We start from the raw sequence: 24,086 nt of genomic DNA on the forward strand, positions 1-24,086 counted from the left end.
CCCCCAGGATCGATCAAAGCCGGTCATCCGGCAGTCGGCCACAAATCGAGTTACCCCCAAAAAAAGAGCGGGCACGAGGCCCGCTCTTCCTTAAGTCATACGGTTGCCCGTTCGATCAGAACGAGAAGCCCAGGCCGAAGCCCATGCGGAAGATTTCCAGCTCTTCCGGGCCGTCCGGGTTCTGAACGTCCGACCACGAAGCGGCCGCAACGATCTCGGCGCCGCCACCCAGGTCGTAGGTGGTGTAGCCCTGAACCAGGTTACGCTCGATGTCCAGGTCGCTGAACTCGTAGCCCAGAGCGAATTCCCACGGACCGGCGAAGTACTGGCCGGAGATGCCGTAGATCTCGCCCGAGCCGCCGATGCCGACGATGTCGCCCGGATCGGTCAGGTCAGCAATGGTGCCGGTGGGCAGCGCGGTGGCCAGAACAACACCGTTGAAGTCGTCGGGACGATCGTAGCTTTCGATCACACCGATGACCTGGAAGTTGCCGAAGCCGACGGTTGCCGAAGCACCGTAGACCCAGTGGTCGCCGTCGCCGAGGCCGACGTAGTCAGCACCGGACTCGGGATCGTCGGTGCTGGTGTACTGAACACCAGCGCCGGCATCGAGGGTCCAACCACCGAAGTCGTTGGTGTAGGCAATACCGAAGCCCCAGACGTTGTCGACCGGGCCTTCTTCAAGCGCCAGCGAGCCCGACAGGGTCACCGGACCGAAGGCGTAGTCGTAACGCAGGATCTCGGTGTCGCCGAAGCCGTCGAGGCCCGGGGTGCCCGAAGCCAGGTCGGCTTCGTCGTTCAGACCACCGGCGGCGATGCCGTCCAGAGCCTGATCGTAGGCGCCGTCGACGTCACCCATCGACAGGGTGCCCCAGGCGCCCGAGATGAAGACCGAGTTCGAATCTTCGATGACCGAACCGCCATCCGACTCGTCGAGGTCGATCGACGCACCGAAGGTCAGACCGGTCTCGGTCGCACCCGACAGGGTGAAGGTGATGTCGATGTCGTTGTGCCACTCGACTTCGTCGCCATCTTGGGTTTCGAGGATCGAGTCATCCGGGAAGCCGGACGCGTTGGTGTCGATGTAGGTCACGCCCATTTCGGCCGAGCCCGAGAGGCTCACACCGGTATCCTGGGCGAACGCAACACCCGCGAAACCAACCAGGGCGGTGGTTGCGAAGAGAACGTTTTTCATCGTTTTCCCTCTATTGTGCAGTGTTTCGAGGTGCACCCTTATCCAGGTCCACCCGGACGAGTACGAAAGCTAAATGAACAGAACCGCCCCGTGGGTCAAGCAAATGCCCCTGCCACGGATTTTATGTGCCAAGTATTGATGCAGAAGCGCCACATATCTCGAAACCGCTGGAAACGCCGGGGAAACGGAAATCGCTTGTTCCCGATGGCTGCAGATTATAGACCTGCCAGCGTTGCGAGCGGACACACCGAAAGGACGACATGCGCGGCTGCTTCAGACACTGCCTCATGGGCGCACTTCTGCCCGTGGTTGCCGCCTGCTCTTCGTCGCAGGATCCGGCCGAGCGTGCTGCACAGCAGGAATTGCAGCGCAGCAACGTCGAGGCCTTCCAGGATGACGGCGATACGATCTGGGATCTGTTCGATACCCCGGACGAAAACGTCGAGCTTGCGGTAAACAAGTACCTCTGGAACGCGTCGCTCGACGTGCTTTCCTTCCTGCCGGTGGAAACCATCGACCCGTTCTCGGGCGTGATCTCGTTCGGCTGGGGCCGCGTCGGGGGCAGCAGCGTGCCCTACCGCGCCACGGTTTACGTGACGTCGCCCGCGCTCGAGGCCCGCTCGCTCCGCGTTGCGGTGTTCCGCCAGTCCGGCGGCCGTGCGGTCGCCGTCTCGGACGAGGTCGCCACCCGGATCGAGGATGCGATCTTCACCCGCGCACGTCAGCTGCGCGTCGGCAGCTGACGCCGCGAGCCAGATAGCGTCTGGCCCCCGCCCCGTCACCGCCTTATAGAGTCGTCCCCAACGGCCGGGCCGTGGCGCCCGGCGGCGAAAGGGTGCAGGAATGACACGATACAACGCCCAGGCCGTCGAGCCGAAGTGGCAGCAGATCTGGGACGAGCGCGAGGTGTTCCGCGCCCGACGCGACCAGGACAAACCGAAATACTACGTGCTGGAAATGTTCCCCTATCCCTCGGGGCGCATCCACATGGGGCACGTGCGCAACTACACGATGGGCGACATGATCGCCCGCTACAAGATGATGCGCGGCTTCTCGGTCCTGCACCCGATGGGCTGGGACGCGTTCGGCATGCCGGCGGAAAACGCGGCGATGGAACGCAACGTCCACCCCGGCGACTGGACCTACAAGAACATCGACGACATGCGCGCCCAGATGAAGCCGCTGGGCTTCGCCATCGACTGGAGCCGCGAGTTCGCGACCTGCGATCCCGAATACTACGGCCAGCAGCAGGCCCTGTTCCTGGATTTCCTGGAAGCCGGGCTGATCACCCGCAAGAACGCCGTGGTCAACTGGGACCCGGTGGACATGACCGTCCTGGCCAACGAGCAGGTCGAGAACGGCCGCGGCTGGCGCTCGGGCGCATTGGTCGAGCGGCGCGAGCTGACGCAGTGGTTCTTCAAGATCTCGGACTATTCCGAGGAACTGCTCGAGGCGATCGACACGCTGAAGGACTGGCCCGAAAAGGTGCGCCTGATGCAGGCCAACTGGATCGGACGCTCGCGCGGGCTGCAGACCGCCTTCAAGCTGGACGACGCCCCCGAGGGCTTTGACGCGCTGGAGGTTTACACCACCCGGCCGGACACCCTGATGGGCGCGAGCTTCGTCGGCATCTCGCCCGACCATCCGCTGGCCAAGGCATTGGAAGACAACGCGGAAATCAAGGCGTTCAACGAGGAATGCCGCCGCGTCGGCACTTCGGAAGAAGCGCTGGAAAAGGCCGAGAAGCGCGGCTTCGACACCGGCCTGACCGTCACCCATCCGCTGGATGCGGACTGGCACCTGCCGGTCTACATCGCGAACTTCATCCTGATGGACTACGGCACCGGCGCGATCTTCGGCTGCCCGGCGCACGACCAGCGCGACCTCGACTTCGCCCGCAAATACGGCCTGCCGGTGCGCGACGTGTTCCGCGCCAAGGGCTCGGACGAGGATGTGACCGACACCGCCTTCGTGCCGCCCAAGACCGAACCCGTCACCTTCGTCCGCGGCTTCGCCGGCGAGACCGAGATGACCGGCGAGCAGGCAATCGACGCCGCCATCGACTTCTGCGAGGCCAAGGGCATCGGCCAGGGCGTCACCAAGTTCCGCCTGCGCGACTGGGGCATCAGCCGCCAGCGCTACTGGGGCTGCCCGATCCCGGTCGTCCACTGCGACGACTGTGGCACCGTGCCCGAGAAAAAGGAAAACCTGCCGGTCGAACTGCCCAAGGACGTCTCGTTCGACCGTCCCGGCAACCCGCTGGACCGGCACCCGACCTGGCGCGACGTGCCCTGCCCGAAATGCGGCAAGCCGGCGAAGCGCGAGACAGACACGATGGACACGTTCGTGGACAGCTCGTGGTACTACGCCCGCTTCACCTCGCCCCGCGCCGAGACGCCGACCGACAAGGACGATGTCGCGTACTGGATGAACGTCGACCAGTACATCGGTGGCGTTGAACACGCGATCCTGCACCTGCTCTACTCGCGATTCTTCGCCCGCGCGATGAACAAGACCGGCCACCTGCCTGACACGGCGACCGAGCCGTTCAACGCGCTGTTCACGCAGGGCATGGTCACGCACGAGACCTATTCGATAACCAATGAGAACGGCACAAAAAGCTTCCATTTTCCTGAGGATGTTTTCCAAGTACAAACGAATCGGGGAACAAAGAACGTACTTAGGTGTTTTTCCGTCGAACAGGCGCCGGCTGATCGAATATTCAATTGGGAAGATCTCTCGAAAGAGACCTATGAAGTAGAGATTTCCTCTCCAATTAAGATGTCTAAATCCAAAAGGAACGTCGTCGATCCGCAGGACATCGTGGAACAGTATGGCGCGGACACCGCCCGCTGGTTCGTCATGTCCGACAGCCCGCCGGACCGCGACGTCGAATGGACCGCCTCGGGGGCCGAGGCCGCGTGGAAACATCTGCAACGCGTCTGGCGCCTGACCTCGGATGTGGCCGAAACGTCTGCGGATGACACCCAGCCCGGCGATGCCGCGCTGGAGCTGCGCCGCGCCACGCACCGCACGATCCGCGACGTGACCGAAGACATCGAGGGGTTCGCCTTCAACAAGGCCGTCGCTCGGCTCTACGAGTTCACTGCCGCGATCGCCAAGTGCAAGCCGGACCAGCCCGGCGCAGCCGCCGCGCGCCGCGAGGCGGTCGAGGTCATGGCCAAGCTGATGATGCCCATGACCCCGCACCTGGCCGAGGAAATGTGGTCCGCGCTGGGCATGGAAGGTCTCGTCAGCCAGGCCGACTGGCCGCAGGCCGACCCGTCGCTGTTGACCGTCGACAGCGTCACCCTGCCGATCCAGATCAACGGCAAGCGCAAGGCCGAGATCACCGTCCCCGCCGATGCCGACAAGGCCGCGATCGAGGACATGGTGATGTCCGACGAGAAGGTGCAGCGCTATCTCGAGGGCCAGACGCCGCGCAAGCTGATCGTCGTGCCCGGACGCATCGTCAATGTGGTCGTCTAGCCGCCGCCGTTTCCTGGCCCTCGCGGCCTCGCTGCCGGCAGTCTCGGCCTGCGGGTTCGAGCCTCTCTATGGCGAGGGTTCACCCGCCCGCGCGCTTCAAGGCGCCTTCGATATCGTTCTGGTTCCCAGCCCCTTCGGTTTCGCGCTTAATCAGCGCCTGACCGAGCGGCTGGGTGCCGCGACCGCGGCGCGCTACATCCTCGAGGTAGAAACCCGGATCGACGTCGAGGAACGGGCGATCCAGGAAGACAACACGATCTCGCGCTTCAACCTCGATGCGGTGGCCAACTACACGGTCACCCCCCTGGCGGGCGACAAACCGGTCGCCAGGGGCTCGGTCCGCTCGGTCACCGGCTATTCCGCCACCGGCTCGCCCTTCGCCACCCGTTCGGCCGAGGCCGACGCCCGTGAGCGCCTGGCCAAAACCCTCGCCGACCAGATCGTCACCCGGCTATCGGCCACGGCGGGCAGCTGGGATTCATGAAACTGTCGCCCCGCGACCTGCCGGGCTTCATCGCCCGGCCAGATCCGACCCGCGCGGGGATCCTGTTCTACGGCCCCGACGCGATGCGGATCGCACTCAAGCGCGAGGACCTGATCGCCGCGCTCGTCGGGCCCAAGGGTTCCGAGGAAATGCGCCTCACCCGGATCGCCGGCGCCGATGTGCGCCGCGACCCGGCCTCCGTCGCCGACGCGCTGAAGGCTCAGGGCTTCTTTCCCGGCCCGCGCGCCGTGCTGGTCGAGGACGCCACCGATACCGCCGCCCCCGCCATCGTCTCGGCGATGGACGACTGGGCCGAGGGCGACGCTTTTCTGGTTGTCACCGCCGGGCAGCTGAAACCTTCGTCTGCCCTGCGCAAGTATTTCGAGACCTCCCGCACCGCGATGGCCGCCGCTGTCTACGCCGACCCACCGGGCCGCGAGGAAATCGAGGCCGCTCTGGCCAGGGCGGGCTTGAAGAATGTCGCCCCCGAGGCGATGCGCGACCTGACGGACCTCGCCAACGCCCTCGACCCCGGAGACTTCCGCCAGACGGTCGAGAAGCTGGCGCTCTACATGCACGGGCAGGATCAGCCCGCGACGCCCGAAGACGTCGCAGCCATCGCACCCGCGACCTCGGACACGGCCGTCGATGTCGTGGTCGGCCAATGCGCCAACGGCCAGGTGCCCGCGCTGGCCAAGTCTATGCCGCGCCTCGCCGGGCAGTCTGTGCAGCCGGTCGCGGTCTGCATCGCCCTGCAACGCCATTTCCGCCAGCTTCACGCCGCCGCCGCACACCCACAGGGACCGGAGCAGGGGCTGACACGCCTTCGCCCGCCCGTTTTCGGCCCGCGCCGCGACCAGATGCTCCGCCAGGCCCGCGCCTGGGGCCGGCCTGCACTGGAAAAGGTGCTCGGCCAGATCATGGACACCGATCTCGAGCTGCGCTCTGGCAAGCCTGTCCCGCAATGGGCGCTGGTCGAACGCCTGATGATGCGCATCGCCATGAGCCACCCCAAGTAGAGGCCCCGCCATGTATACCGTCATCGGCCATCCCCGCTCTCGCACCCTGCGCGTGCTCTTCGCGCTCGAAGAAATGGGCCTCGACTATCGCATCGACCCGCTGGTGCCGCGCGATGAGGGCGTCGTGGCGCTCAACCCCTCGGGCAAGATCCCCGTCCTGATGACCGACGAGGGGCCGATCTCGGACTCGGTCGCGATCATGACCTATCTGGCCGACAAGCACAGCCAGTTGACCCACCCGGCGGGCAGCTACGCCCGCGCCCGTCAGGACGCCATGACCCAGTTCCTGGTGGCCGAGGTCGATGCCGCGCTCTGGACCTATGCCAAGCATACCTTCGCCCTGCCCGAAGACCTGCGCATCCCCGAGGTGAAGCCGACCGCCAAGAAGGAATTCACCCGCGCCATCGGCCTCGTCGCGCAGATGAAGGGCGACCAGCCCTTCCTTGCCGGAGAGCAGATCACCCTGCCCGACCTGATCCTCTGCCAATGCGCCGGATGGGCCCTGCGCGCCGGGTTCGACCTGCCGGACGGCCCGTTCGGAGACTGGCTCAAGGCTCTCGCCCGCCGCCCCGCCATGCAGCGCGCGATGAAGCAGATCGAGGCGCTCGGCTAGGCCCCGCACCCCCTTCAAACCCCCGCTCGGCAGCGATAAGGTGCGCGCCTGAAAACAGGCGGGGGCAGGCGTGAGCGGCACGGGCGAAGTGACGCCGATGATGGCGCAATATCTGGAGATCAAGGGGCGCTACCCGGACGCGCTCCTGTTCTACCGGATGGGCGATTTCTACGAGCTCTTCTTCGACGACGCCGAGGCCGCCGCCGCGGCGCTCGACATCGCGCTGACCAAACGCGGCAAGCATCTGGGCGAGGACATCGCCATGTGCGGCGTGCCCCATCACGCCGCCGAAGGCTACCTGCTGACCCTGATCCGCAAGGGCTTTCGCGTCGCCATCGGCGAGCAGCTGGAAAGCCCCGCCGAAGCGAAGAAACGCGGCTCCAAATCCGTCGTGAAACGCGACGTGGTGCGGCTGGTCACCCCCGGCACCTTGACCGAGGACAGCCTGCTCCAGGCCCGCGCCCACAACTACCTGGCCGCCTGGGCGCAGATCCGCGACGAATGCGCCTTCGCCTGGGTCGACGTCTCGACCGGCGACGTCACCGTGACCCCCGCCACCGCCACCAACCTTGGCCCGCTCCTGGCCCGCGTCGCCCCCAGTGAGCTGCTGGTCGCCGAATCCGCCGCCGAGCAGGTCTCCGGCCCCGCCGCGGACATGGGCGTCACGCTGACCCCCCGCCCCGGCGCGGGCTTCGACAGCAGCAGCGCCGCCGACCGGATCGCTGCGCTCTACAAGGTCGACAGCCCCGACGCCTTCGGCACGTTCACCCGGCCCGAACTTGCGGCGCTCGGCGCGATCATCGACTATCTGGACCTGACCCAGCGCGGCCGCCTGCCCCTGCTGCGCCCCCCGGTGCGCGAACGCGCGGGCGGCACGATGCAGATCGACGCCGCCACTCGCGCGAACCTCGAGATCACCCGCACGCTGTCCGGCAACCGCGACGGCTCCCTGCTTTCGGCGGTGGATCGCACCGTCACCGGCGCGGGCGCGCGCCTGCTGGAGGCGCGGCTCACCAGCCCCTCCACCGACCTTGCACAGATCTCGGCCCGGCTCGACGCCGTGCAGGCCTTCGCCGAGGATCCCTCGCTCACCGCGCAGATCCGCGACGCCCTGCGCAAGGCCCCGGACATGGAGCGTGCGCTCAGCCGCCTCGGTCTCGGACGCGGTGGCCCCCGCGATCTGGCGGCGATCCGCAACGCGCTTGGCCGCGCGGTGGAACTCGCGCAGATCCTCGACACGCACGAACTGCCGCAAGACCTGCGCACCGCAGCCACCGATCTGACCGGCCACGACGACCTGCTGAACGAGCTGGACCTGGCGCTTGTGGCCGAGCCGCCCCTTCTGGTTCGCGACGGCGGCATGGTCGCCTCCGGCTACAGCGAAGACCTCGACGACACCCGTCGCCTGCGCGACGAGGGCCGCGGCGTGATCGCCGGTCTGCAAGGCCAGTACGCCGAGCAGACCGGCATCAACGCCCTAAAGATCAAGCACAACAACGTGCTCGGCTATTTCGTCGAAACCCCCGCCAGCCATGCGGCAAAGATGATGGCCGCGCCGCTCAGCGAAACCTTCATCCATCGCCAGACCACAGCCAGCCAGGTCCGCTTCACAACAGTGGAACTGTCGGAACTCGAAACCCGCATCCTCAACGCCGGCGCCCGCGCCCAGGAACTCGAGCGCGAGGTCTTCGACCGCCTCTCGGGCATGATTCTGTCGAACGCCGCGAAACTCGCCAGCGCCGCCCGCGCGCTGGCAACGCTTGATCTACACGCCAGCCTCGCCGACCTCGCCACCCAGGAAGACTGGACCCGCCCCAAGGTCGACGACAGCCGCGCCTTCACCGTGGAGGCGGGCCGCCACCCGCCCGTCGAGCAGGCCTTGCGCCGCGCCGGAGGCTCCGGCTTCGTCGCCAACGACTGCGACCTGACGGCGGACGGCAAGTCCGCGCGTCCGCTGTGGCTGCTGACCGGTCCCAACATGGCCGGTAAATCGACTTTCCTGCGCCAGAACGCGCTGATCGCGCTGCTCGCCCAGGCAGGCAGCTTCGTCCCCGCCGACGCCGCGCATATCGGCGTCGTGGACCAGCTTTTCAGCCGCGTGGGCGCAGCCGACGACCTCGCGCGCGGCCGCTCCACCTTCATGGTCGAGATGGTCGAGACCGCGGCGATCCTCAACCAGGCCGGCGAGCGCGCACTGGTGATCCTGGACGAGATCGGCCGCGGCACCGCCACCTACGACGGGCTCTCGATCGCCTGGGCGACGCTCGAACACCTGCACGACGTCAACCGCTGCCGCGCGCTCTTCGCCACGCACTACCACGAGCTGACGGCACTCGCCGGCAAGCTCAAGGGCCTGCGCAACGCGACAATGGCGGTGCGCGAGTGGGAGGGCGAGGTCGTCTTCCTGCACGAGGTCAAGGACGGTGCAGCCGACCGCTCCTACGGCGTGCAGGTCGCGCGTCTCGCAGGCCTCCCCGACGCGGTGATCGCCCGGGCCCGCACCGTGCTCGACGCGCTCGAGGAAGGCGACCGGGGACAGGGCGGCAAGGCCAAGGCGCTGATCGACGACCTGCCGCTGTTCTCGGCCGCACCGCCGCCGCAACCGAAGGCAACCGCTCCTTCGCCGGTCCTCGACCGCCTGGCGGACGCCCTGCCCGACACCATGTCCCCGCGCGAGGCTCTCGACCTCGTCTACGAGCTCAAATCGCTCGCCGAAAAGAACTGAGGGGCACCCGCCAAGGCACCCCCCTTCCACTTTCTGCTAAATATCCCCGCCGGAGGCATCCTCCGACAGCTAGAAGCACCGCGTTAGATCACGCGGGCGCGCCCGACGACACCCCGACCTTAGCAGGCCGCAGCAGCCGGTCGCCGATCACGAAACCGGTCGCCATCACCTGGATGATGCAGCCTTGCGCGATATCGGGCACCGGGGCTTCGAACATCGCCTCGTGCAGCTTGGGGTCGAACTTGTCGCCCGGCTGCGGGTCGATCATCTCGATCTTGTGCTTCTGGAAGGCCGCCAGCAGGTCCTTTTGCGTCAGCTCGATACCCTCGACGACAGCGCCGGCCTGGGTGCGCAGATCCTCGTCGATGGCTTCCAGAGCCCGGCCAAGGTTGTCGTGCACCGACAGGATGTCCCGCGCAAGGCGCACGCCACCGTAAAGCTCGGCGTCGCGGCGGTCCCGCTCGGCACGCTTGCGCAGATTCTCGGTCTCGGCCAGTGCGCGCAGCAGCCGGTCCTTCAGCTCGTCGCGCTCGGCCTTGAGCGCCTCGATTTCGGCCTCGACCGCGCCACTCGCTCCAGCGGCGGCCTTCTCGCCCGCCTCGGCAGCAGCTTCCAGTTCCGCAGCCTCGGCCGCTTCCTGCTCGGCCGCCAGCGCTTCGGGGTCGTCGAGGAAAGTTTCGTCGTCCATCTTCACGTTCTGGTCTTTGCCCATCAGATCCTACCGTTTCCGTCAGCCGCCCCGGCGGGAGATCATCCGCCCGACCAGCTGCGCCGTGTAGTCCACGATCGGCACCACGCGCCCGTAATTCTGCCGGGTCGGTCCGATCACGCCTACGGCGCCCACGATTCGTCGTTCGGCGTTCATATAAGGAGACACGACCAAAGATGAACCCGAAAGCGAGAAAAGCTTGTTCTCGGACCCGATGAAAACGCGCACGCCGTCGCCCGCCTCGGTCAGGTCCAGCAGCTGCGCGAGGTCGCGCTTGCGCTCCAGGTCGTCGAACAGGGACCGGACCAGCGCCAGGTCCTCGGCCGCTGCGCCCTCGTCCAGCAGGTTCGCGCGCCCGCGTACGATCAGCCGCGCCTCGTCGCCGGGCGCGTCCTCGGCCCAGATCGCGGTGCCATCCTCGATCAGCCGTGCCGCAAGGCTGTCCACCTCGTTCCGGCGCTTCTGAATCTCGGCGGCAACGACGCGCTTCAGATCGCTCAGCGTCCGGCCTTCCAACAGGGCGTTCAGGAAGTTCGCCGCCTCGCGCATCGCCGAGGGCGTCAGTCCGGGCGGCGGTGTGAACAGCCGGTTCTCGACATTGCCGTCCGAGAAGACCAGCACCACCAGCACCCGCTCGGGCGAGAGCGAGACGAACTCCACGTGCTTGATCGCCGCCTCGGACTTCGGTGCCAGAACAAGACTTGCCCCGTGGGTCAGCCCGGACAGCAAAGAGCCCGCCCGGTCGAGCATCGCGCCAATGTCCGGCTCGTTGCCGTCCAGGTTGCGCTCAATCTCGCTGCGCTCGGATTCGGATATCTCTCCGACCTGCATGAACCCGTCGAGGAACAGCCTGAGGCCAAGCTGCGTCGGCACCCGCCCTGCCGAGACATGCGGGCTGTCCAACAGCCCGAGGTGCTCCAGGTCCTGCATCGTGTTGCGGATGGTGGCGGGTGACAGCGAGCTTTCCAGCGCGCGCGACAGGGTCCGCGACCCGACCGGGTCGCCAGTCTCGAGATAGCTTTCGACCAGGCGGCGGAACACGTCGCGGCTACGCGCATCCAGATCGAACGCGGGCATGGGCTTTTGCTCTGTCATGGAACTCGCGCATGATCCCTTTGTCAGCGAAACAGATGTAAGACGCAGCCGCGATCTGGTCAATGTGGCGCCGTTCGGCGGCCCGTTCCTGCCGAGGCCGCGGGGGTGCGGGTGGACGCCCGCAGGCGAACGCGATAAGGGCGATGCGAAACCGTGGAGGGAACCACCATGCGCCCATCGGGCAGACAGCCGGGCGACCTGCGCCCGATCACCATCGAAACCGGCATCATCAAGCACGCGGCGGGCTCCTGCATGATCCGCTGCGGCGAAACCCATGTGCTCTGCACCGCCTCACTTGAGCCGCGCGTGCCGCCTTTCCTGAAGGGCTCGGGCCTCGGTTGGGTGACGGCGGAGTACGGCATGCTGCCGGCGGCCACCAACACCCGCAACCGCCGCGAGGCGCAGGCCGGCAAGCAGTCGGGCCGCACTCAGGAGATCCAGCGCCTGATCGGCCGCAGCCTGCGCGCCTGTGTCGACCGCGTTGCCTTGGGCGAGCGCCAGATCACCGTCGATTGCGACGTGATCCAGGCCGATGGCGGCACCCGCTGCGCCTCCATCACCGGCGGCTGGGTCGCACTGCGCCTGGCCGTGGATGCGCTGATGAAGGCGGGCGAGCTGAAAACCGACCCGATCACCGACCACGTCGCCGCCGTCAGCTGCGGCATCTGGGGCGGCGTGCCGGTACTGGACCTCGATTACGTCGAGGACAGCGAGGCGGGCACCGACGCCAACTTCGTGATGACCGGCTCGGGCGGCATGGTCGAGGTGCAGGGCTCCGCCGAAGGTTCGCCCTTCTCGCGCGACGAGCTGACCACGCTGCTGGATCTGGCCGACAGCGGCATCGCGGGCCTCGTCTCCGCTCAGAAGGCGGCGCTGGCATGAGCCCCCGGCGGCTCGAGGGGACCGAGCTTGTGCTGGCATCGCACAATGCCGGCAAGCTGCGCGAGATCCGCGCGCTGGTGGAGCCGTTCGGCTTCCAGGTCCGCTCGGCCGCCGATTTCGGCCTGACCGAACCGGACGAAACCGAGGATACCTTCGCGGGCAACGCTCGTATCAAGGCGCACCACGCGGCACGGGAAACCGGGCTGCCGGCGCTCTCCGACGACAGCGGCATCGAGGTCGAGGCGCTTGGCGGCGCCCCCGGCGTCTACACTGCCGACTGGGCCGAAACGCCTGAGGGCCGCGACTTCGCAATGGCGATGGAAAAGGTCTGGACCAAGCTCGAGGCGCTCAACGCGCCCGAGCCGCGCCGCGCCCGTTTCGTCTGCACGCTCTGCATCGCCTGGCCCGACGGCCATGACGAGATCTACCGCGGCGAAGCCCCCGGCAACCTGGTCTGGCCCGCACGCGGCGAACGTGGCTTCGGCTATGATCCGATGTTCATCCCCGACGGCGAGACCGAAACGTTCGGCGAGATGGATCCGGCCCGCAAGCACGACATCAGCCACCGCGCCCACGCCTTCGCGCTGCTCGTGGAAGGCAGCCTTGAGCGCTGAACAGGTCGAGGGCGGCTTCGGCCTTTACGTCCACTGGCCGTTCTGCGCCGCCAAGTGCCCCTATTGCGACTTCAACAGCCATGTGCGCGGGGCGGTAGACCAGAAGGCCTGGGCCGATGCGCTGCTGGCTGAAATGGCCTTCCATGCCGAGCGCACACAGGGCCGCAGGCTCGACAGCATCTTCTTCGGCGGCGGCACGCCATCCCTGATGGAGCCCGCGACGGTCGAGGCGGTGATCGCCGCCGCTGCAGGGCACTGGCACCTGGCGAATAGCGCCGAGATCACGCTCGAGGCCAATCCTACCTCGGTAGAGGCCGACCGCTTCCGAGGCTACGCACGTGCCGGGGTGAACCGCCTGTCGCTGGGCGTGCAGGCACTAAACGATCCCGACCTCAAGGCACTGGGGCGCCTTCACAGCGTCTCGGAAGCTCGCGCAGCGTTCGATATGGCAAGAGCCATATTCGACCATATCAGCTTCGACCTGATCTACGCGCGGCAGGGTCAGAGCCTTTCAGACTGGGAATCCGAGCTTGACGAAGCGCTGGCAATGGCCGCCGACCATCTGTCGCTCTACCAATTGACTATCGAGGCCGGTACCCGGTTCGGAGAGTTGCACGCGCGCGGTAAATTGCGCGGCCTTCCCTCCGACGACCTGTCGGCGGACATGTACGCGCTGACACAAGAGCGGACGGCGGTGGCAGGCTTCACCGGCTATGAAATATCGAACCACGCCAAACACGGCGCCGAGGGCAAGCACAACCTGATCTATTGGCGCTACGGTGAATACGTGGGCATCGGCCCAGGCGCACACGGCCGCTATACGGCTCATGGAGCGCGCCTGGCGACCGCGACCGCCCTGCACCCGGAAACGTGGCTCAAGGCCGTCCAGCAGGCAGGACACGGGCTGGTGACGGAAGATCCGGTTCCCGCGTCCGACCAGGCCGAGGAATACCTGATGATGGCCCTGCGCCTGGCCGAGGGCGCGTCGCTCGACCGCCACGCCCGGCTTGGCGGGACCGTTTTGACCGCCCTGCCTGAACTTGCGACCGAAGGGCTGCTGACACAGGACGGCGACCGGATCGCGGTCACCGCGCGCGGAAGGCCCCTGCTTAACGCCGTGCTGCGAGAATTGCTGGCCTGAGTCTCAGCCGCCCGACAGCGTGCTGAGCAGCCGGTCGAGGTCGTCCAGCGACTTGTATTTGATCTTCATCGTGCCGCCATCGTTGCCCGCGGCGTGGTCGATACTGACCCGCATTTTCAGCTGCGCAGTCAGATCCGCCTCAATAGCGCGTGTATCCGCGTCTTTCTGAGGCTTAACCTGTTGATTTTTATTGTCTTTATCCTTCTCGGAACGCACCAGCTCCTCGGTCTGCCGGACCGATAGCCCCCGCCCGATGACCTGTTGCGCCAGTGCGGCCGGATCTTCAGCCGGGATCAGCGCTCGCGCATGGCCGGCGCTCAACCGTCCCGCCCGTAAGTGGTCGATCACCGCGGCAGGCAGGTTGAGCAGACGCAGCGTGTTCGCAATATGGCTACGGCTCTTTCCAAGGGCCTCGGCAATCGTCTCTTGCCCATGCCCGAACCGGTCCATGAGCTGCCGGTAGCCGAGCGCCTCTTCGACCGGGTTCAGGTCGACGCGCTGCACGTTCTCGATGATCGCAACTTCCAGAACTTCCTCGTCGGAAAGTTCGCGGATGACAACGGGCACCTCGTGCAGTTGCGCCTTCTGCGCAGCCCGCCAGCGCCGCTCCCCCGCGACCAGCTGGAAGTTTTCTGGGTTTTCGGGATCCGGCCGCACGACGAGCGGCTGGATGATGCCGTTGCGGCGTATCGACGAGGCCAGCTCATTCAGCTCGTCGTCATTGAAGGTCCGGCGCGGCTGATCCGGGTTCGCCTGAATCCGGTCGATCGCGACGGTGGACCCGCTGACCTTCGCCGCAGGCGCTGCGCTCTCGGGATTTTCCGGATCGGCCGTATCCGCCAGAAGGGCCGAAAGCCCGCGCCCAAGTCCTTTGCGATCGGTCTTGCGAACCATCAGTGCCCCCTCATGCTGTCTGGCGTGCACGCACGCGTTTGCGCAGTTCCTTGGCCAGCGCCATGTAAGCCTGGCTGCCGGTGCTGCGCGGATCGTAGGTCAGCGCCGGGATCCCATGCGACGGCGCCTCGGACAAGCGCACGTTCCGGGGAATCACGGTGCGGAACACCAACTCACCCAGGTTCTCGCGCACATCGGCCTCGACATCCGCAGTCAGGTTGTTCCGCTGGTCATACATCGTCAGCACGATCCCCTGGGTGATCAGGTTCTTGTTCGACGACTGCCGGATCTCGCTGACCGTGCGCAGGAGTTGGGTAATCCCCTCAAGCGCAAAGAACTCGCATTGCAGCGGCACCAGGACGCCGTCAGCTGCGACAAGCGCATTCACCGTCAGCATGTTCAGGGACGGAGGACAGTCGATCAGCACTATATCTTGGTTGCCGATATCGCCATCCCGCAAGGCATTGCGCAATCGCGTGATCCGATCCCGTGCCCCGGCCAGCTCGATGTCCACCGAGCTCAAGTCCGGCGTCGCCGGGATGACCGACAGCCGCTTGGTCGAGGTCGGCAGAATTGCCTCTTTCGCACTGCCATGACCCATCAACACGTCGTAGGACGTCACATCCCGCTCAGCCTGACCGATCCCGAGCCCGGTCGAGGCATTGCCTTGGGGGTCCATATCGACCAGCAGCACACGCTCTCCCAGCTGCGCCAGCGAGGCACCGAGGTTGATCGCGGTCGTGGTCTTGCCCACCCCGCCCTTCTGGTTGGTGATGGCAATGATACGGGGGGTCTCAGGCACGCTTGAAATCTCCGATCTCGAGGAGGACGGAGGCCGGATCGGTAAGGCTCGGCACCGCCTTCGCAGATACATGCCAGAAGCGCTTCGCTTCCGTCAATTCCTCGGCATGGGTCCTGCCCTTCGGGAACAGGCAGACCGCCCCGGGGGCTGCGTGGCGCTCGGCGAACTCCAGCAGTTTCACCAACGGGGCAAGGGCGCGCGCGCTGATGATATCGGCGCCCTGCGGCGGTGCGGACTCGATTCGGTCGGAGACAACCCGCGCATTGAGAGACAATTCCCGAACGGCCGTGAGAAGGAACGCGCCTTTGCGCTGATCCGATTCCAGCAAGATGACTTCGAGATCCGGCCGAAGCTCCTTGGACAGAATCGCAATAACTAGCCCCGGAAGACCCCCGCCGGTACCTATATCCAGCCACTTTGTGCCCTTTGCAGGCGCATGCGCCCACAATTGCGCACTGTCGAGGATATGGCGGGTCCAGACCTCATCCACCGTATTTTGGCTGATAAGGTTTATCTTGCGTGTCCACTTGGTAAGAAGTGCCACATATGCCGCCAGCCGATCGCATGTTTCACGTGAAACATTCAGATCCGCCTGCAGTCGTGTGCAGGTGTCCGACTGACTCATGCAGTCTTCCGCCGGTAACGCCGAAGTTCGCCCAAGATCAGCGTCAGAGCCGCAGGCGTCATCCCCTCAATCCGGCCTGCCTGAGCAAGTGATTCGGGCCGAATCCGCGCCAGTTTCTCGGACAGCTCCGCAGAAAGCCCGTGAACCGCCGCATACGGGAAGTCCCGAGGCAGAATTGTCGCCTCTTCCTTGCGAAGAGCCTCCACATCCTGAGCCTGCCGATCAAGATACCCGGCATACCGCGCGTCCCTTTCAAGCTGCGCGACAATCTCCGGGCGTACATTCGACAACTCAGGCCAAACCCTCACCAGGTCAGCCCAAGTGACATCCTTGTAGGACATCAGGTCCAACACCGACCTACGTTGTCCATCCTCGTTGACCGAGATTCCGTGCTTTCGAGCCTCATTCGGCGTCACCGACAATGTTTCCGCCATCTTCCGAGCAGATGTCAGCGACTCCATCTTGCCTTCAAACGCCACGCGCCGCGTATCGGATACGCAGCCCACTGCAATCGCCTTAGGCGTCAACCGCTGATCCGCATTGTCGGCACGCAGCGATAGACGGAACTCGGCCCGCGAGGTGAACATGCGATACGGCTCACTGACGCCGCGCGTCACGAGATCATCAACCAGCACGCCGATATAAGCTTCGGCCCGGTCGAAGGTCACCGGTTCCTCACCAGCGGCATCCCGGGCAGCATTCAAGCCGGCGACGAGCCCCTGTGCCGCAGCCTCTTCATACCCCGTGGTCCCATTGATCTGCCCCGCCAGGTAAAGACCCGGGCAATCCTTGAGCTCGAGCGTATGCCGAAGCGAGCGCGGCTCCACGTAGTCATACTCGATCGCATACCCCGGCTGCAGAATTCTCGCAGTCTCAAGCCCGGCAATCGAGGCGATATATTCCTCCTGCACATCTACCGGCAGAGAGGTGGAAATGCCGTTCGGATAGACCGTGTGATCGGTAAGCCCTTCCGGCTCAAGGAAAATCTGGTGCGCGCCCTTCTCGGCAAAACGCAGCACCTTGTCCTCGATGGAAGGACAGTACCGCGGTCCCACACCATCGATATGCCCACCGTACATCGCCGATCTTTCCAGGTTCGCCCGGATAATCTCGTGCGTGCGTTCATTCGTGTAGGTGATCCCGCAGGAGATCTGCCGCACTCTTGGCTTGTCCGAAAGGAACGAAAACAGCACCGGGTCCTCATCGGCAGGCTGCATTTCCAGCCCATCCCAGTTGATGGTCCGCCCATCCAGTCGCGCCGGTGTGCCGGTCTTCAGCCGCCCCAAGGGGAGCCCCATCCCCTCGATCCGGTCCCCAAGAGCATTCGCGGGCCGATCGCCCATGCGCCCGCCCTGCTGTCGCTGGTCCCCAATGTGGATGACTCCGCGAAGGAAAGTGCCCGTGGTAAGAACAACCGATCTAGCCCGGATCTCACTACCATCGCCCAAGCGGACACCGACGACCCGATGATTTTCCTGGATCAGATCCTCGACCTCAGCCTCGATCACCTCCAGCCCCGTGGCATTCCGGAACTCCGCCTGCATGGCCTCACGGTAAAGCGCGCGGTCCGCTTGGGTCCGTGGCCCCTGCACCGCAGGTCCCTTCCGACGGTTCAACAGGCGGAACTGGATCCCGGCGGCATCAGCCACCCGGCCCATCAGCCCGTCCATCGCATCGACCTCGCGCACAAGGTGGCCCTTCCCAAGACCTCCAATGGCCGGATTGCACGACATTTCGCCCAGACGGTCGAACCGGTGTGTCACCAGAACGGTCCGCGCACCGCTACGCCAAGCCGCGTGAGCAGCCTCGGTCCCAGCGTGCCCGCCACCGATCACAATCACATCGAAGTCATGTTTCACGTGAAACATCCTCACTTCCCCAGGCAGAAACTCGCGAAGATATCGTCAAGCAGCGCTTCGACATCCACCTTGCCAATCAGGCTATCCAGCCGCCTCAAGGCGGCCCTTAGATCCTCGGCAGCAAGGTCGGCACCTTCGGAGCCCTCTTCTACATGAACCAGCGCTGATTCCAAAGCGGCAACCGCACCCTCGACAGCCACCCGATGCCGCAGCCGGATCATCACAGAAGATCCGGCCATCCGCGTCGAAAGCTCTGCGGAAATCGCCTCGAGCAGTGCCGAAACTCCGTCCCCGGTCAGCCCCGACACCGGAAGGCCCTCTCCCGACGCCCCAAGATCAGCCTTCGGCGCCACCTGGATATCCCCAGCCTCCCAAAGCTCTCCCGCCGGGGCCCCGCCCAGAAACACCCTCAGATCCGCGGCGGCCGCACGGGCCCGCGCCCGCTCGACCCCCAGCGCTTCGATCTGATCCTCGGTCTCCCGGACGCCAGCGGTATCCAGCAACGTCACCGCCAGGCCCTTCAGGTCCATCCGGACCTCGATCACATCCCGCGTCGTTCCCGCAATATCCGAAGTTATCGCGGCATCTCGGCCCGCCAGCGCATTCAATAGCGTCGACTTCCCGACATTCGGCGCGCCGACTATCGCAACCTCGAACCCTTGCCGAACCCGCTCGGCACTCTCTGCACCGGCCAACTGAGCCCTCAACTCGGTCACCACGGCCTCGATATGCTCCCGCGCCTCGTCGGCCAGGTCGTCGGGCAGTTCCTCGTCGGCGAAATCAATCGTCGCCTCGACCAGGGCCGATGCCCGGATCAGCCGCTTTCGCCAACCGGCCGCCAGATCGCCAATTGCCCCGCGCATCACGGTCAACGCCTGCCGCCGCTGCGCTTCGGTCTCGGCGACGACCAGATCGCTCAACCCCTCGACCTGCGAGAGGTCCATGCGCCCGTTCTCCATCGCCCGCCGGGTGAATTCCCCCGGTTCGGCCAATCTCACAGCATCATCAGAAACAAGCGCTCGAAGCACCGCAGTTTCCACTGCGATACTTCCATGTATTTGAAATTCAACAGTTTTTTCGCCCGTGAAGCTGTGCCCCTCGGCGAAAGCGATCACAAGCGCCTGGTCCAGGACCTCACCGGATACGGGGTCCTTGAGCACACGCACCCGCGCCGTCCCGACCTCCGGTAACCCATCGGTCAGCGCCTCGCCCACGCGAAACGCCTGCGGCCCCGACAGTCGGACGACCGCAACGCCCGCTTGTCCGCGGGCCGTCGCTACGGCTGCAATCGTGTCGGACATCTCGCAAGCGCCCCACGGCGCGACGCACCTAGCTGTTCATGGAGTCGAAGAATTCGCCGTTCGTCTTGGTCTGCTTGAGCTTCCCAAGCAGGAACTCGATCGCATCGGTCGTGCCCATCGGGTTCAGGATGCGGCGCAGCACGAACATCTTGGTCAGATCCGCCTTGTCGACCAGCAGATCCTCTTTCCGGGTGCCGGACTTGAGGATGTCGATGGCCGGGAACACGCGCTTGTCGGCGATCTTGCGGTCCAGCACGATCTCCGAGTTGCCGGTGCCCTTGAACTCTTCGAAGATGACCTCGTCCATGCGGCTGCCGGTATCGATCAGCGCGGTCGCGATGATCGTCAGGCTGCCGCCCTCTTCGATGTTCCGCGCGGCACCGAAGAAGCGCTTCGGCCGCTGCAGCGCGTTCGCGTCGACACCACCGGTCAGCACCTTGCCCGAGCTCGGGACCACGGTGTTGAACGCACGGCCCAGACGGGTGATCGAATCCAGCAGGATGACCACGTCGCGCTTATGCTCGACCAGCCGCTTTGCCTTCTCGATGACCATCTCGGCGACCGCCACGTGACGCTGCGCCGGCTCGTCGAAGGTCGAGGACACCACCTCACCCTTCACCGAGCGCTGCATGTCCGTGACTTCCTCGGGCCGTTCGTCGACCAGCAGGACGATCAGGAAGCACTCAGGGTGGTTCTTCTCGATCGAGGCGGCGATGTTCTGCAGGATCACGGTTTTACCGGTCCGCGGCGGCGCCACGATCAGCGAGCGCTGGCCCTTCCCGATCGGCGCGACTAGATCGATCACGCGGGCCGACTTGTCCTTGATGGTGGGATCCTCGATCTCCATACGCAGGCGCTCATCGGGGTAGAGCGGCGTCAGGTTGTCGAAATGCACCTTGTGACGCGCCTGCTCGGGATCTTCGAAATTGATCTGGCTGACCTTCACCAGCCCGAAATAGCGCTCGTTGTCCTTCGGCGCGCGGATCACGCCTTCGACCGTGTCGCCGGTGCGCAGCGAGTATTTCCGGATCTGGTTCGGGCTGACGTAGATGTCGTCGGGACCGGGCAGATAGTTTGCTTCGGGGCTGCGCAGGAAGCCGAACCCGTCCTGCAGGACCTCCAGGACGCCATCGCCCGAGATCTCGACCCCTTCTTCGGCCAGTTCCTTGAGAATGGCGAACATCATGTCGCCCTTGCGCATCGTCGATGCGTTCTCGATCTCGAGCTCTTCCGCCATCTCGATCAGATCGGCAGGGCTCTTGGCCTTCAGGTCAGCGAGGGAAAGCTCGTCAAAATCCATAGATATGTTCAACCGCTCTCATAGGGGATGATCGGGGATTCGGATATGCGCAGCCCGATGGCCGACAGGTGTCCGTGTGCAGGGAGTTGCGACGGGATTCCATCGCAGTTGCTCTGAATATGGGCAGAGCAGCCTCGGAGTCAATTGCTAACCGTCACAAATGCTCAGAATGGCTTCACGACGACCATGATGACGATCACCAGCAACAGAACGGTCGGAACCTCGTTCATAAGCCGGTAGGTCCGCCCGGTGTGACGATTGGCGCCGGCAGCGAAGTCCTTCAGACGCTTCGCCAGCCAATGATGCATCCACGTCAGTCCCAGGACAGACGCCAGCTTCACATGCAGCCATCCATCGGCCCAACTCACCACACCGGGTGTCAGCAGAAGCACGATCCCAAAAACCCAAGTGGCGATCATCGCAGGATTCATGATCAATTTCAGTAGCTTGCGTTCCATGACCATGAAGGTCTGATCCAGTTCGCCACCCGGTTTCGCCCGCTCTGCGTGATAGACGAACAGTCTGGGCAGGTAGAAAAGCCCAGCCATCCAGGTCACGACCGAGATGATGTGAAACGCTTTCGTCCAGAGATAGATCGACGAGAGGAATTCCATTTTCTTGGCAAACCTTTCTGGGAACGGAGTTTTGTTCCTACTCTCTTAAGAGAAAAGATTAGGAAAGATAGTGGTGGTAGAGGTGCTGTGGACAACGGGGATTACCGCAATTCCGCGATACTCCACAGCTCAGGGTGAATCCAGACCCGGTGTGGACACTTTTCCGCAAGATTCACGGAGAGTCGCGAACAACGCAGAAATTCTTATTATAACAATAACTTATGATAGCCCCTTCAGACATCTGGCCTGTGCATAACTCGTGGGAAACTTTTGCTTGCCATGCTCGGCGCCCGATTCCCACACAGCGGGGATCGCAGCAGCGTGGACTCTGCGCACAGGGAACAAGCGCTTGCCAATCTGTCGAAAGACGGGTCATACCGCTGGGACAATCCGCGACGCTGTGGATGACGCACCGGTTTTCCCGGCCTTCTCCACATCACGTGGGGGAGGAATCGGTTCGGAGCGTGCGATGCAGCCGCCGCAGGGAATTTCAATCCTGCTTATCTCGGATTCGACCGGCGAGACGGTCAGCGCCGCCGCGCGCGCCGCGCTTAGCCAGTTCCGCGGGGTCGAGCCCACCTACGAGCTGTATCCTTTCGTCCGCAGCCGCGCAGACCTGGAGCGGATCGCGCCCGCGGTGTTCGCGCGCGCCCGCCTCGTCGCCTTTACTGTTGTGGACCCCGACCTGAAGGCCGCCATCGCGGAAATGGCCCAGCAGGCCGATCTTCCCTGCGTTCCTCTGCTCGATCCGCTGATCGACGGTGTGGCGCGCGTGCTCGGGCTCGCGCCCTCGACGCGTCCCGGCCAGCAGTACCTTGTCGACACCGCCTATCTCGACCGGATCAACGCCATCGATTTCGCGATCAGTCATGACGACGGCCTGACCGAGGATTACCTGCTCTCCGCCGACGTCGTGCTGGTCGGCGTCAGCCGCACCTCCAAGACGCCGACTTGCATCTATCTAGCGTATCAGGGCATCAAGGCCGCCAACGTGCCGCTGATCCCGACGCAGGATCCCCCGGCCGAACTGTTGACCGCGATCAAGGCGGGTGTGCCGGTGATTGGCTTGACCGCCAGTTCCGCGCGGCTGACCCAGGTACGCCAGACCCGGCTGCGCGCCCTCGGCCAGGGTCAGGGCCGCGACTACTCCGACCGCGAGCGGATCGAGGATGAACTCGTCGCCGCCCGCCTCTTCTTCGAGCGGCACAACCTGCCCGTCATCGACGTCACGCGGCGCTCGATCGAGGAAACCGCCGCCTCCATCCGCCAGATCATCGGAGCCCACCACGGATGACCCAGCCCGTCCTTCTCGCCTCGGCCTCGGCCGCGCGGGCCGATATGCTGCGCAATTGCGGCGTGCCGATCGAAACCCAACCCGCCCGCGTTGACGAGGCCGCCGTCAAAGCGGCGATGCTCGCCGAAAGCGCGCCGCCGCGCGACATCGCCGACACCCTGGCCGAGCTGAAGGCGCAGCGCATCGCGCAGCGGCACCCGGACCGGCTGGTGCTCGGCGCGGACCAAGTGCTGGTGCAGGACGGTACGCTCTACGACAAGCCAACGGACCTCGACGATGCTCGCGCGCAACTGTCTGCCCTGCGCGGCAAGGCGCACGAACTACTCTCCGCCGCAGTAATCTACGAGGCCGGCCGCCCGGTCTGGCGGTACATCGGCAGGGCGCAACTGGTGATGCGCGACTTCTCGGACGACTTTCTCGAAACCTACGTCGCCCGTCACGGGAATGACCTGCTTGCCACAGTCGGATGCTATAAGCTCGAAGCGGACGGTCCTTGCCTTTTCTCCCGTGTGCAGGGCGATTACTTCTCTGTCCTGGGACTGCCGCTTCTCGAAGTGCTGCAGTTTTTCAGGACCAGAGGGGTAATCCAGGAATGACCGACAGCGCGCCGCCACTCGCCGGCGTCGTGGGGTGGCCCATCGCACACACCCGCTCTCCCGTGGTGCACAATCATTGGCTGCGTCGATACGGGATCGACGGCTTCTACATCCCGATCGGGATGCGTCAGCAGGATTTCGAAGAGGGCATCCGCTCGCTTCCGAAACTTGGCTTCCGAGGCGTGAACCTCACCATCCCGTACAAGGAGACGATCCTGTCGATGGCCGACACGGTGTCCGACCGGGCATCGCTCATCGGGGCCGCCAACACGATCACCTTCCGCGAAGATGGCGCGATCCACGCCGACAACACCGACGGCACGGGGTTCCTGGAGTCCGTCCGCGCCGCGGCACCCGAATGGTCGCCCAAGGCCGGGCCCGCGCTGGTGCTCGGCGCCGGCGGCGCCGCGCGCGCGGTAATCTCGGCACTGCTGAACGCCGGCGCACCCGAAGTCCGTATCGCCAACCGCACCCGCCAGAAGGCCGAGATGCTGGCCGAGCACTTCGGCGGCCGCATGGTCCAGGTCGACTGGGATCGCGCCGCCGAGGCGGTCGATGGCGCGTGGATCGTCGTCAATACGACCGCGCTCGGCATGAAGGGCAAGCCGCCCCTCAACGTGATGCTCGACGCCGCCTCGCGCGCGACGCTGGTGGTCGATATCGTCTACAACCCGCTCGAGACCGAGTTCCTGGCCCGCGCTCGCGCGCTCGGCCTGACCGGGGTCGACGGGCTCGGCATGCTGCTGCACCAGGCTGTGCCCGGCTTCGAAAGCTGGTTCGGCGTCCGTCCCGAGGTCGACGACGAGCTTCGCCAGGTCGCGCTGCCCCGGTGAGC

General features: G+C 65.2%; 22 protein-coding genes. 12 read left to right on the forward strand and 10 right to left on the reverse strand.

Going from position 1 to position 24,086, the window contains the following annotated elements:
- Nucleotides 1–115 precede the first annotated feature (115 nt).
- Nucleotides 116–1,195 carry a porin gene (locus tag ACW9UR_RS18500; protein WP_458918530.1) on the reverse strand — a complete coding sequence of 360 codons (1,080 nt, stop codon included), beginning with the start codon at nt 1,193–1,195 and terminating at the stop codon, nt 116–118.
- 287 nt (nt 1,196–1,482) lie between these two features.
- On the opposite strand from ACW9UR_RS18500, the gene ACW9UR_RS18505 reads away from it, so the two are divergent.
- The 6 genes from ACW9UR_RS18505 to mutS all read left to right on the forward strand — a co-directional run bounded on the left by ACW9UR_RS18505 (nt 1,483) and on the right by mutS (nt 9,525).
- Nucleotides 1,483–1,938, forward strand: coding sequence for a DUF3576 domain-containing protein (locus ACW9UR_RS18505; protein WP_458918531.1), 456 nt, complete (start codon nt 1,483–1,485; stop codon nt 1,936–1,938).
- Between the two features lie 100 nt (nt 1,939–2,038).
- Complete coding sequence (gene leuS, locus ACW9UR_RS18510) at nt 2,039–4,684, forward strand: leucine--tRNA ligase (RefSeq protein ID WP_458918532.1); 2,646 nt, start codon at nt 2,039–2,041, stop codon at nt 4,682–4,684.
- On the forward strand, nt 4,671–5,168 hold the full coding sequence (gene lptE, locus ACW9UR_RS18515) for an LPS assembly lipoprotein LptE (protein WP_458918533.1): 498 nt from the start codon (nt 4,671–4,673) through the stop codon (nt 5,166–5,168). The genes leuS and lptE overlap by 14 nt, the downstream gene beginning before the upstream one ends.
- Nucleotides 5,165–6,187, forward strand: coding sequence for a DNA polymerase III subunit delta (gene holA / locus ACW9UR_RS18520; protein WP_458918534.1), 1,023 nt, complete (start codon nt 5,165–5,167; stop codon nt 6,185–6,187). Before lptE ends, holA begins: the two co-directional genes overlap by 4 nt.
- 10 nt (nt 6,188–6,197) lie before the next feature.
- Complete coding sequence (locus tag ACW9UR_RS18525; protein WP_458918535.1) at nt 6,198–6,800, forward strand: glutathione S-transferase family protein; 603 nt, start codon at nt 6,198–6,200, stop codon at nt 6,798–6,800.
- 97 nt (nt 6,801–6,897) lie between these two features.
- Nucleotides 6,898–9,525: a DNA mismatch repair protein MutS gene (mutS, locus tag ACW9UR_RS18530; RefSeq protein ID WP_458918657.1), complete on the forward strand. Its 2,628-nt coding sequence runs from the start codon at nt 6,898–6,900 to the stop codon at nt 9,523–9,525.
- Between the two features lie 88 nt (nt 9,526–9,613).
- Here mutS and grpE read toward each other — a convergent pair whose 3' ends face one another.
- The gene (grpE, locus tag ACW9UR_RS18535) at nt 9,614–10,237 is read right to left on the reverse strand and encodes a nucleotide exchange factor GrpE (RefSeq protein WP_458918536.1); all 624 of its coding nucleotides are present in this window, start codon (nt 10,235–10,237) and stop codon (nt 9,614–9,616) included.
- A gap of 18 nt (nt 10,238–10,255) precedes the next feature.
- The gene (gene hrcA / locus ACW9UR_RS18540; protein ID WP_458918537.1) at nt 10,256–11,329 is read right to left on the reverse strand and encodes a heat-inducible transcriptional repressor HrcA; all 1,074 of its coding nucleotides are present in this window, start codon (nt 11,327–11,329) and stop codon (nt 10,256–10,258) included.
- A gap of 168 nt (nt 11,330–11,497) precedes the next feature.
- Between hrcA and rph the strand changes: the two genes are divergently transcribed.
- The 3 genes from rph to hemW are packed head-to-tail and all read left to right on the forward strand — an operon-like array spanning nt 11,498 to nt 13,966.
- The gene (gene rph, locus ACW9UR_RS18545) at nt 11,498–12,211 is read left to right on the forward strand and encodes a ribonuclease PH (RefSeq protein WP_458918538.1); all 714 of its coding nucleotides are present in this window, start codon (nt 11,498–11,500) and stop codon (nt 12,209–12,211) included.
- Entirely contained in the window at nt 12,208–12,825 is a 618-nt protein-coding gene (gene rdgB, locus ACW9UR_RS18550) for an RdgB/HAM1 family non-canonical purine NTP pyrophosphatase (RefSeq protein WP_458918539.1), read from the forward strand. Before rph ends, rdgB begins: the two co-directional genes overlap by 4 nt.
- Entirely contained in the window at nt 12,815–13,966 is a 1,152-nt protein-coding gene (gene hemW / locus ACW9UR_RS18555) for a radical SAM family heme chaperone HemW (protein WP_458918540.1), read from the forward strand. Before rdgB ends, hemW begins: the two co-directional genes overlap by 11 nt.
- Nucleotides 13,967–13,969: 3 nt before the next feature.
- Here the strand turns inward: hemW and ACW9UR_RS18560 are convergent, their stop codons facing one another.
- From ACW9UR_RS18560 to hemJ, 7 genes are all read right to left on the reverse strand, one after another.
- Nucleotides 13,970–14,860, reverse strand: a complete 891-nt coding sequence (locus ACW9UR_RS18560) for a ParB/RepB/Spo0J family partition protein (RefSeq protein WP_458918541.1) — start codon at nt 14,858–14,860, stop codon at nt 13,970–13,972.
- A 10-nt stretch (nt 14,861–14,870) separates the two neighbouring features.
- Complete coding sequence (locus ACW9UR_RS18565; protein ID WP_458918542.1) at nt 14,871–15,662, reverse strand: ParA family protein; 792 nt, start codon at nt 15,660–15,662, stop codon at nt 14,871–14,873.
- A complete protein-coding gene (rsmG, locus tag ACW9UR_RS18570) occupies nt 15,655–16,287 on the reverse strand; it encodes a 16S rRNA (guanine(527)-N(7))-methyltransferase RsmG (RefSeq protein WP_458918543.1) in 633 nt (210 codons plus the stop codon). Before rsmG ends, ACW9UR_RS18565 begins: the two co-directional genes overlap by 8 nt.
- A complete protein-coding gene (mnmG, locus tag ACW9UR_RS18575) occupies nt 16,284–18,155 on the reverse strand; it encodes a tRNA uridine-5-carboxymethylaminomethyl(34) synthesis enzyme MnmG (protein ID WP_458918544.1) in 1,872 nt (623 codons plus the stop codon). The genes rsmG and mnmG overlap by 4 nt, the downstream gene beginning before the upstream one ends.
- A gap of 2 nt (nt 18,156–18,157) precedes the next feature.
- On the reverse strand, nt 18,158–19,447 hold the full coding sequence (gene mnmE / locus ACW9UR_RS18580; protein ID WP_458918545.1) for a tRNA uridine-5-carboxymethylaminomethyl(34) synthesis GTPase MnmE: 1,290 nt from the start codon (nt 19,445–19,447) through the stop codon (nt 18,158–18,160).
- Nucleotides 19,448–19,475: 28 nt separating this feature from the next.
- Entirely contained in the window at nt 19,476–20,747 is a 1,272-nt protein-coding gene (rho, locus tag ACW9UR_RS18585; RefSeq protein WP_458918546.1) for a transcription termination factor Rho, read from the reverse strand.
- Between the two features lie 164 nt (nt 20,748–20,911).
- Entirely contained in the window at nt 20,912–21,361 is a 450-nt protein-coding gene (gene hemJ, locus ACW9UR_RS18590; protein WP_458918547.1) for a protoporphyrinogen oxidase HemJ, read from the reverse strand.
- A 469-nt stretch (nt 21,362–21,830) separates the two neighbouring features.
- Between hemJ and ACW9UR_RS18595 the strand changes: the two genes are divergently transcribed.
- The 3 genes from ACW9UR_RS18595 to ACW9UR_RS18605 are packed head-to-tail and all read left to right on the forward strand — an operon-like array spanning nt 21,831 to nt 24,084.
- Entirely contained in the window at nt 21,831–22,655 is an 825-nt protein-coding gene (locus ACW9UR_RS18595) for a pyruvate, water dikinase regulatory protein (RefSeq protein ID WP_458918548.1), read from the forward strand.
- Nucleotides 22,652–23,251, forward strand: coding sequence for a Maf family protein (locus tag ACW9UR_RS18600; RefSeq protein ID WP_458918549.1), 600 nt, complete (start codon nt 22,652–22,654; stop codon nt 23,249–23,251). Before ACW9UR_RS18595 ends, ACW9UR_RS18600 begins: the two co-directional genes overlap by 4 nt.
- Nucleotides 23,248–24,084 carry a shikimate dehydrogenase gene (locus ACW9UR_RS18605; protein ID WP_458918550.1) on the forward strand — a complete coding sequence of 279 codons (837 nt, stop codon included), beginning with the start codon at nt 23,248–23,250 and terminating at the stop codon, nt 24,082–24,084. The genes ACW9UR_RS18600 and ACW9UR_RS18605 overlap by 4 nt, the downstream gene beginning before the upstream one ends.
- The last annotated feature ends 2 nt before the right edge of the window (nt 24,085–24,086 follow it).

Source organism: Halovulum sp. GXIMD14794 (assembly GCF_054457455.1).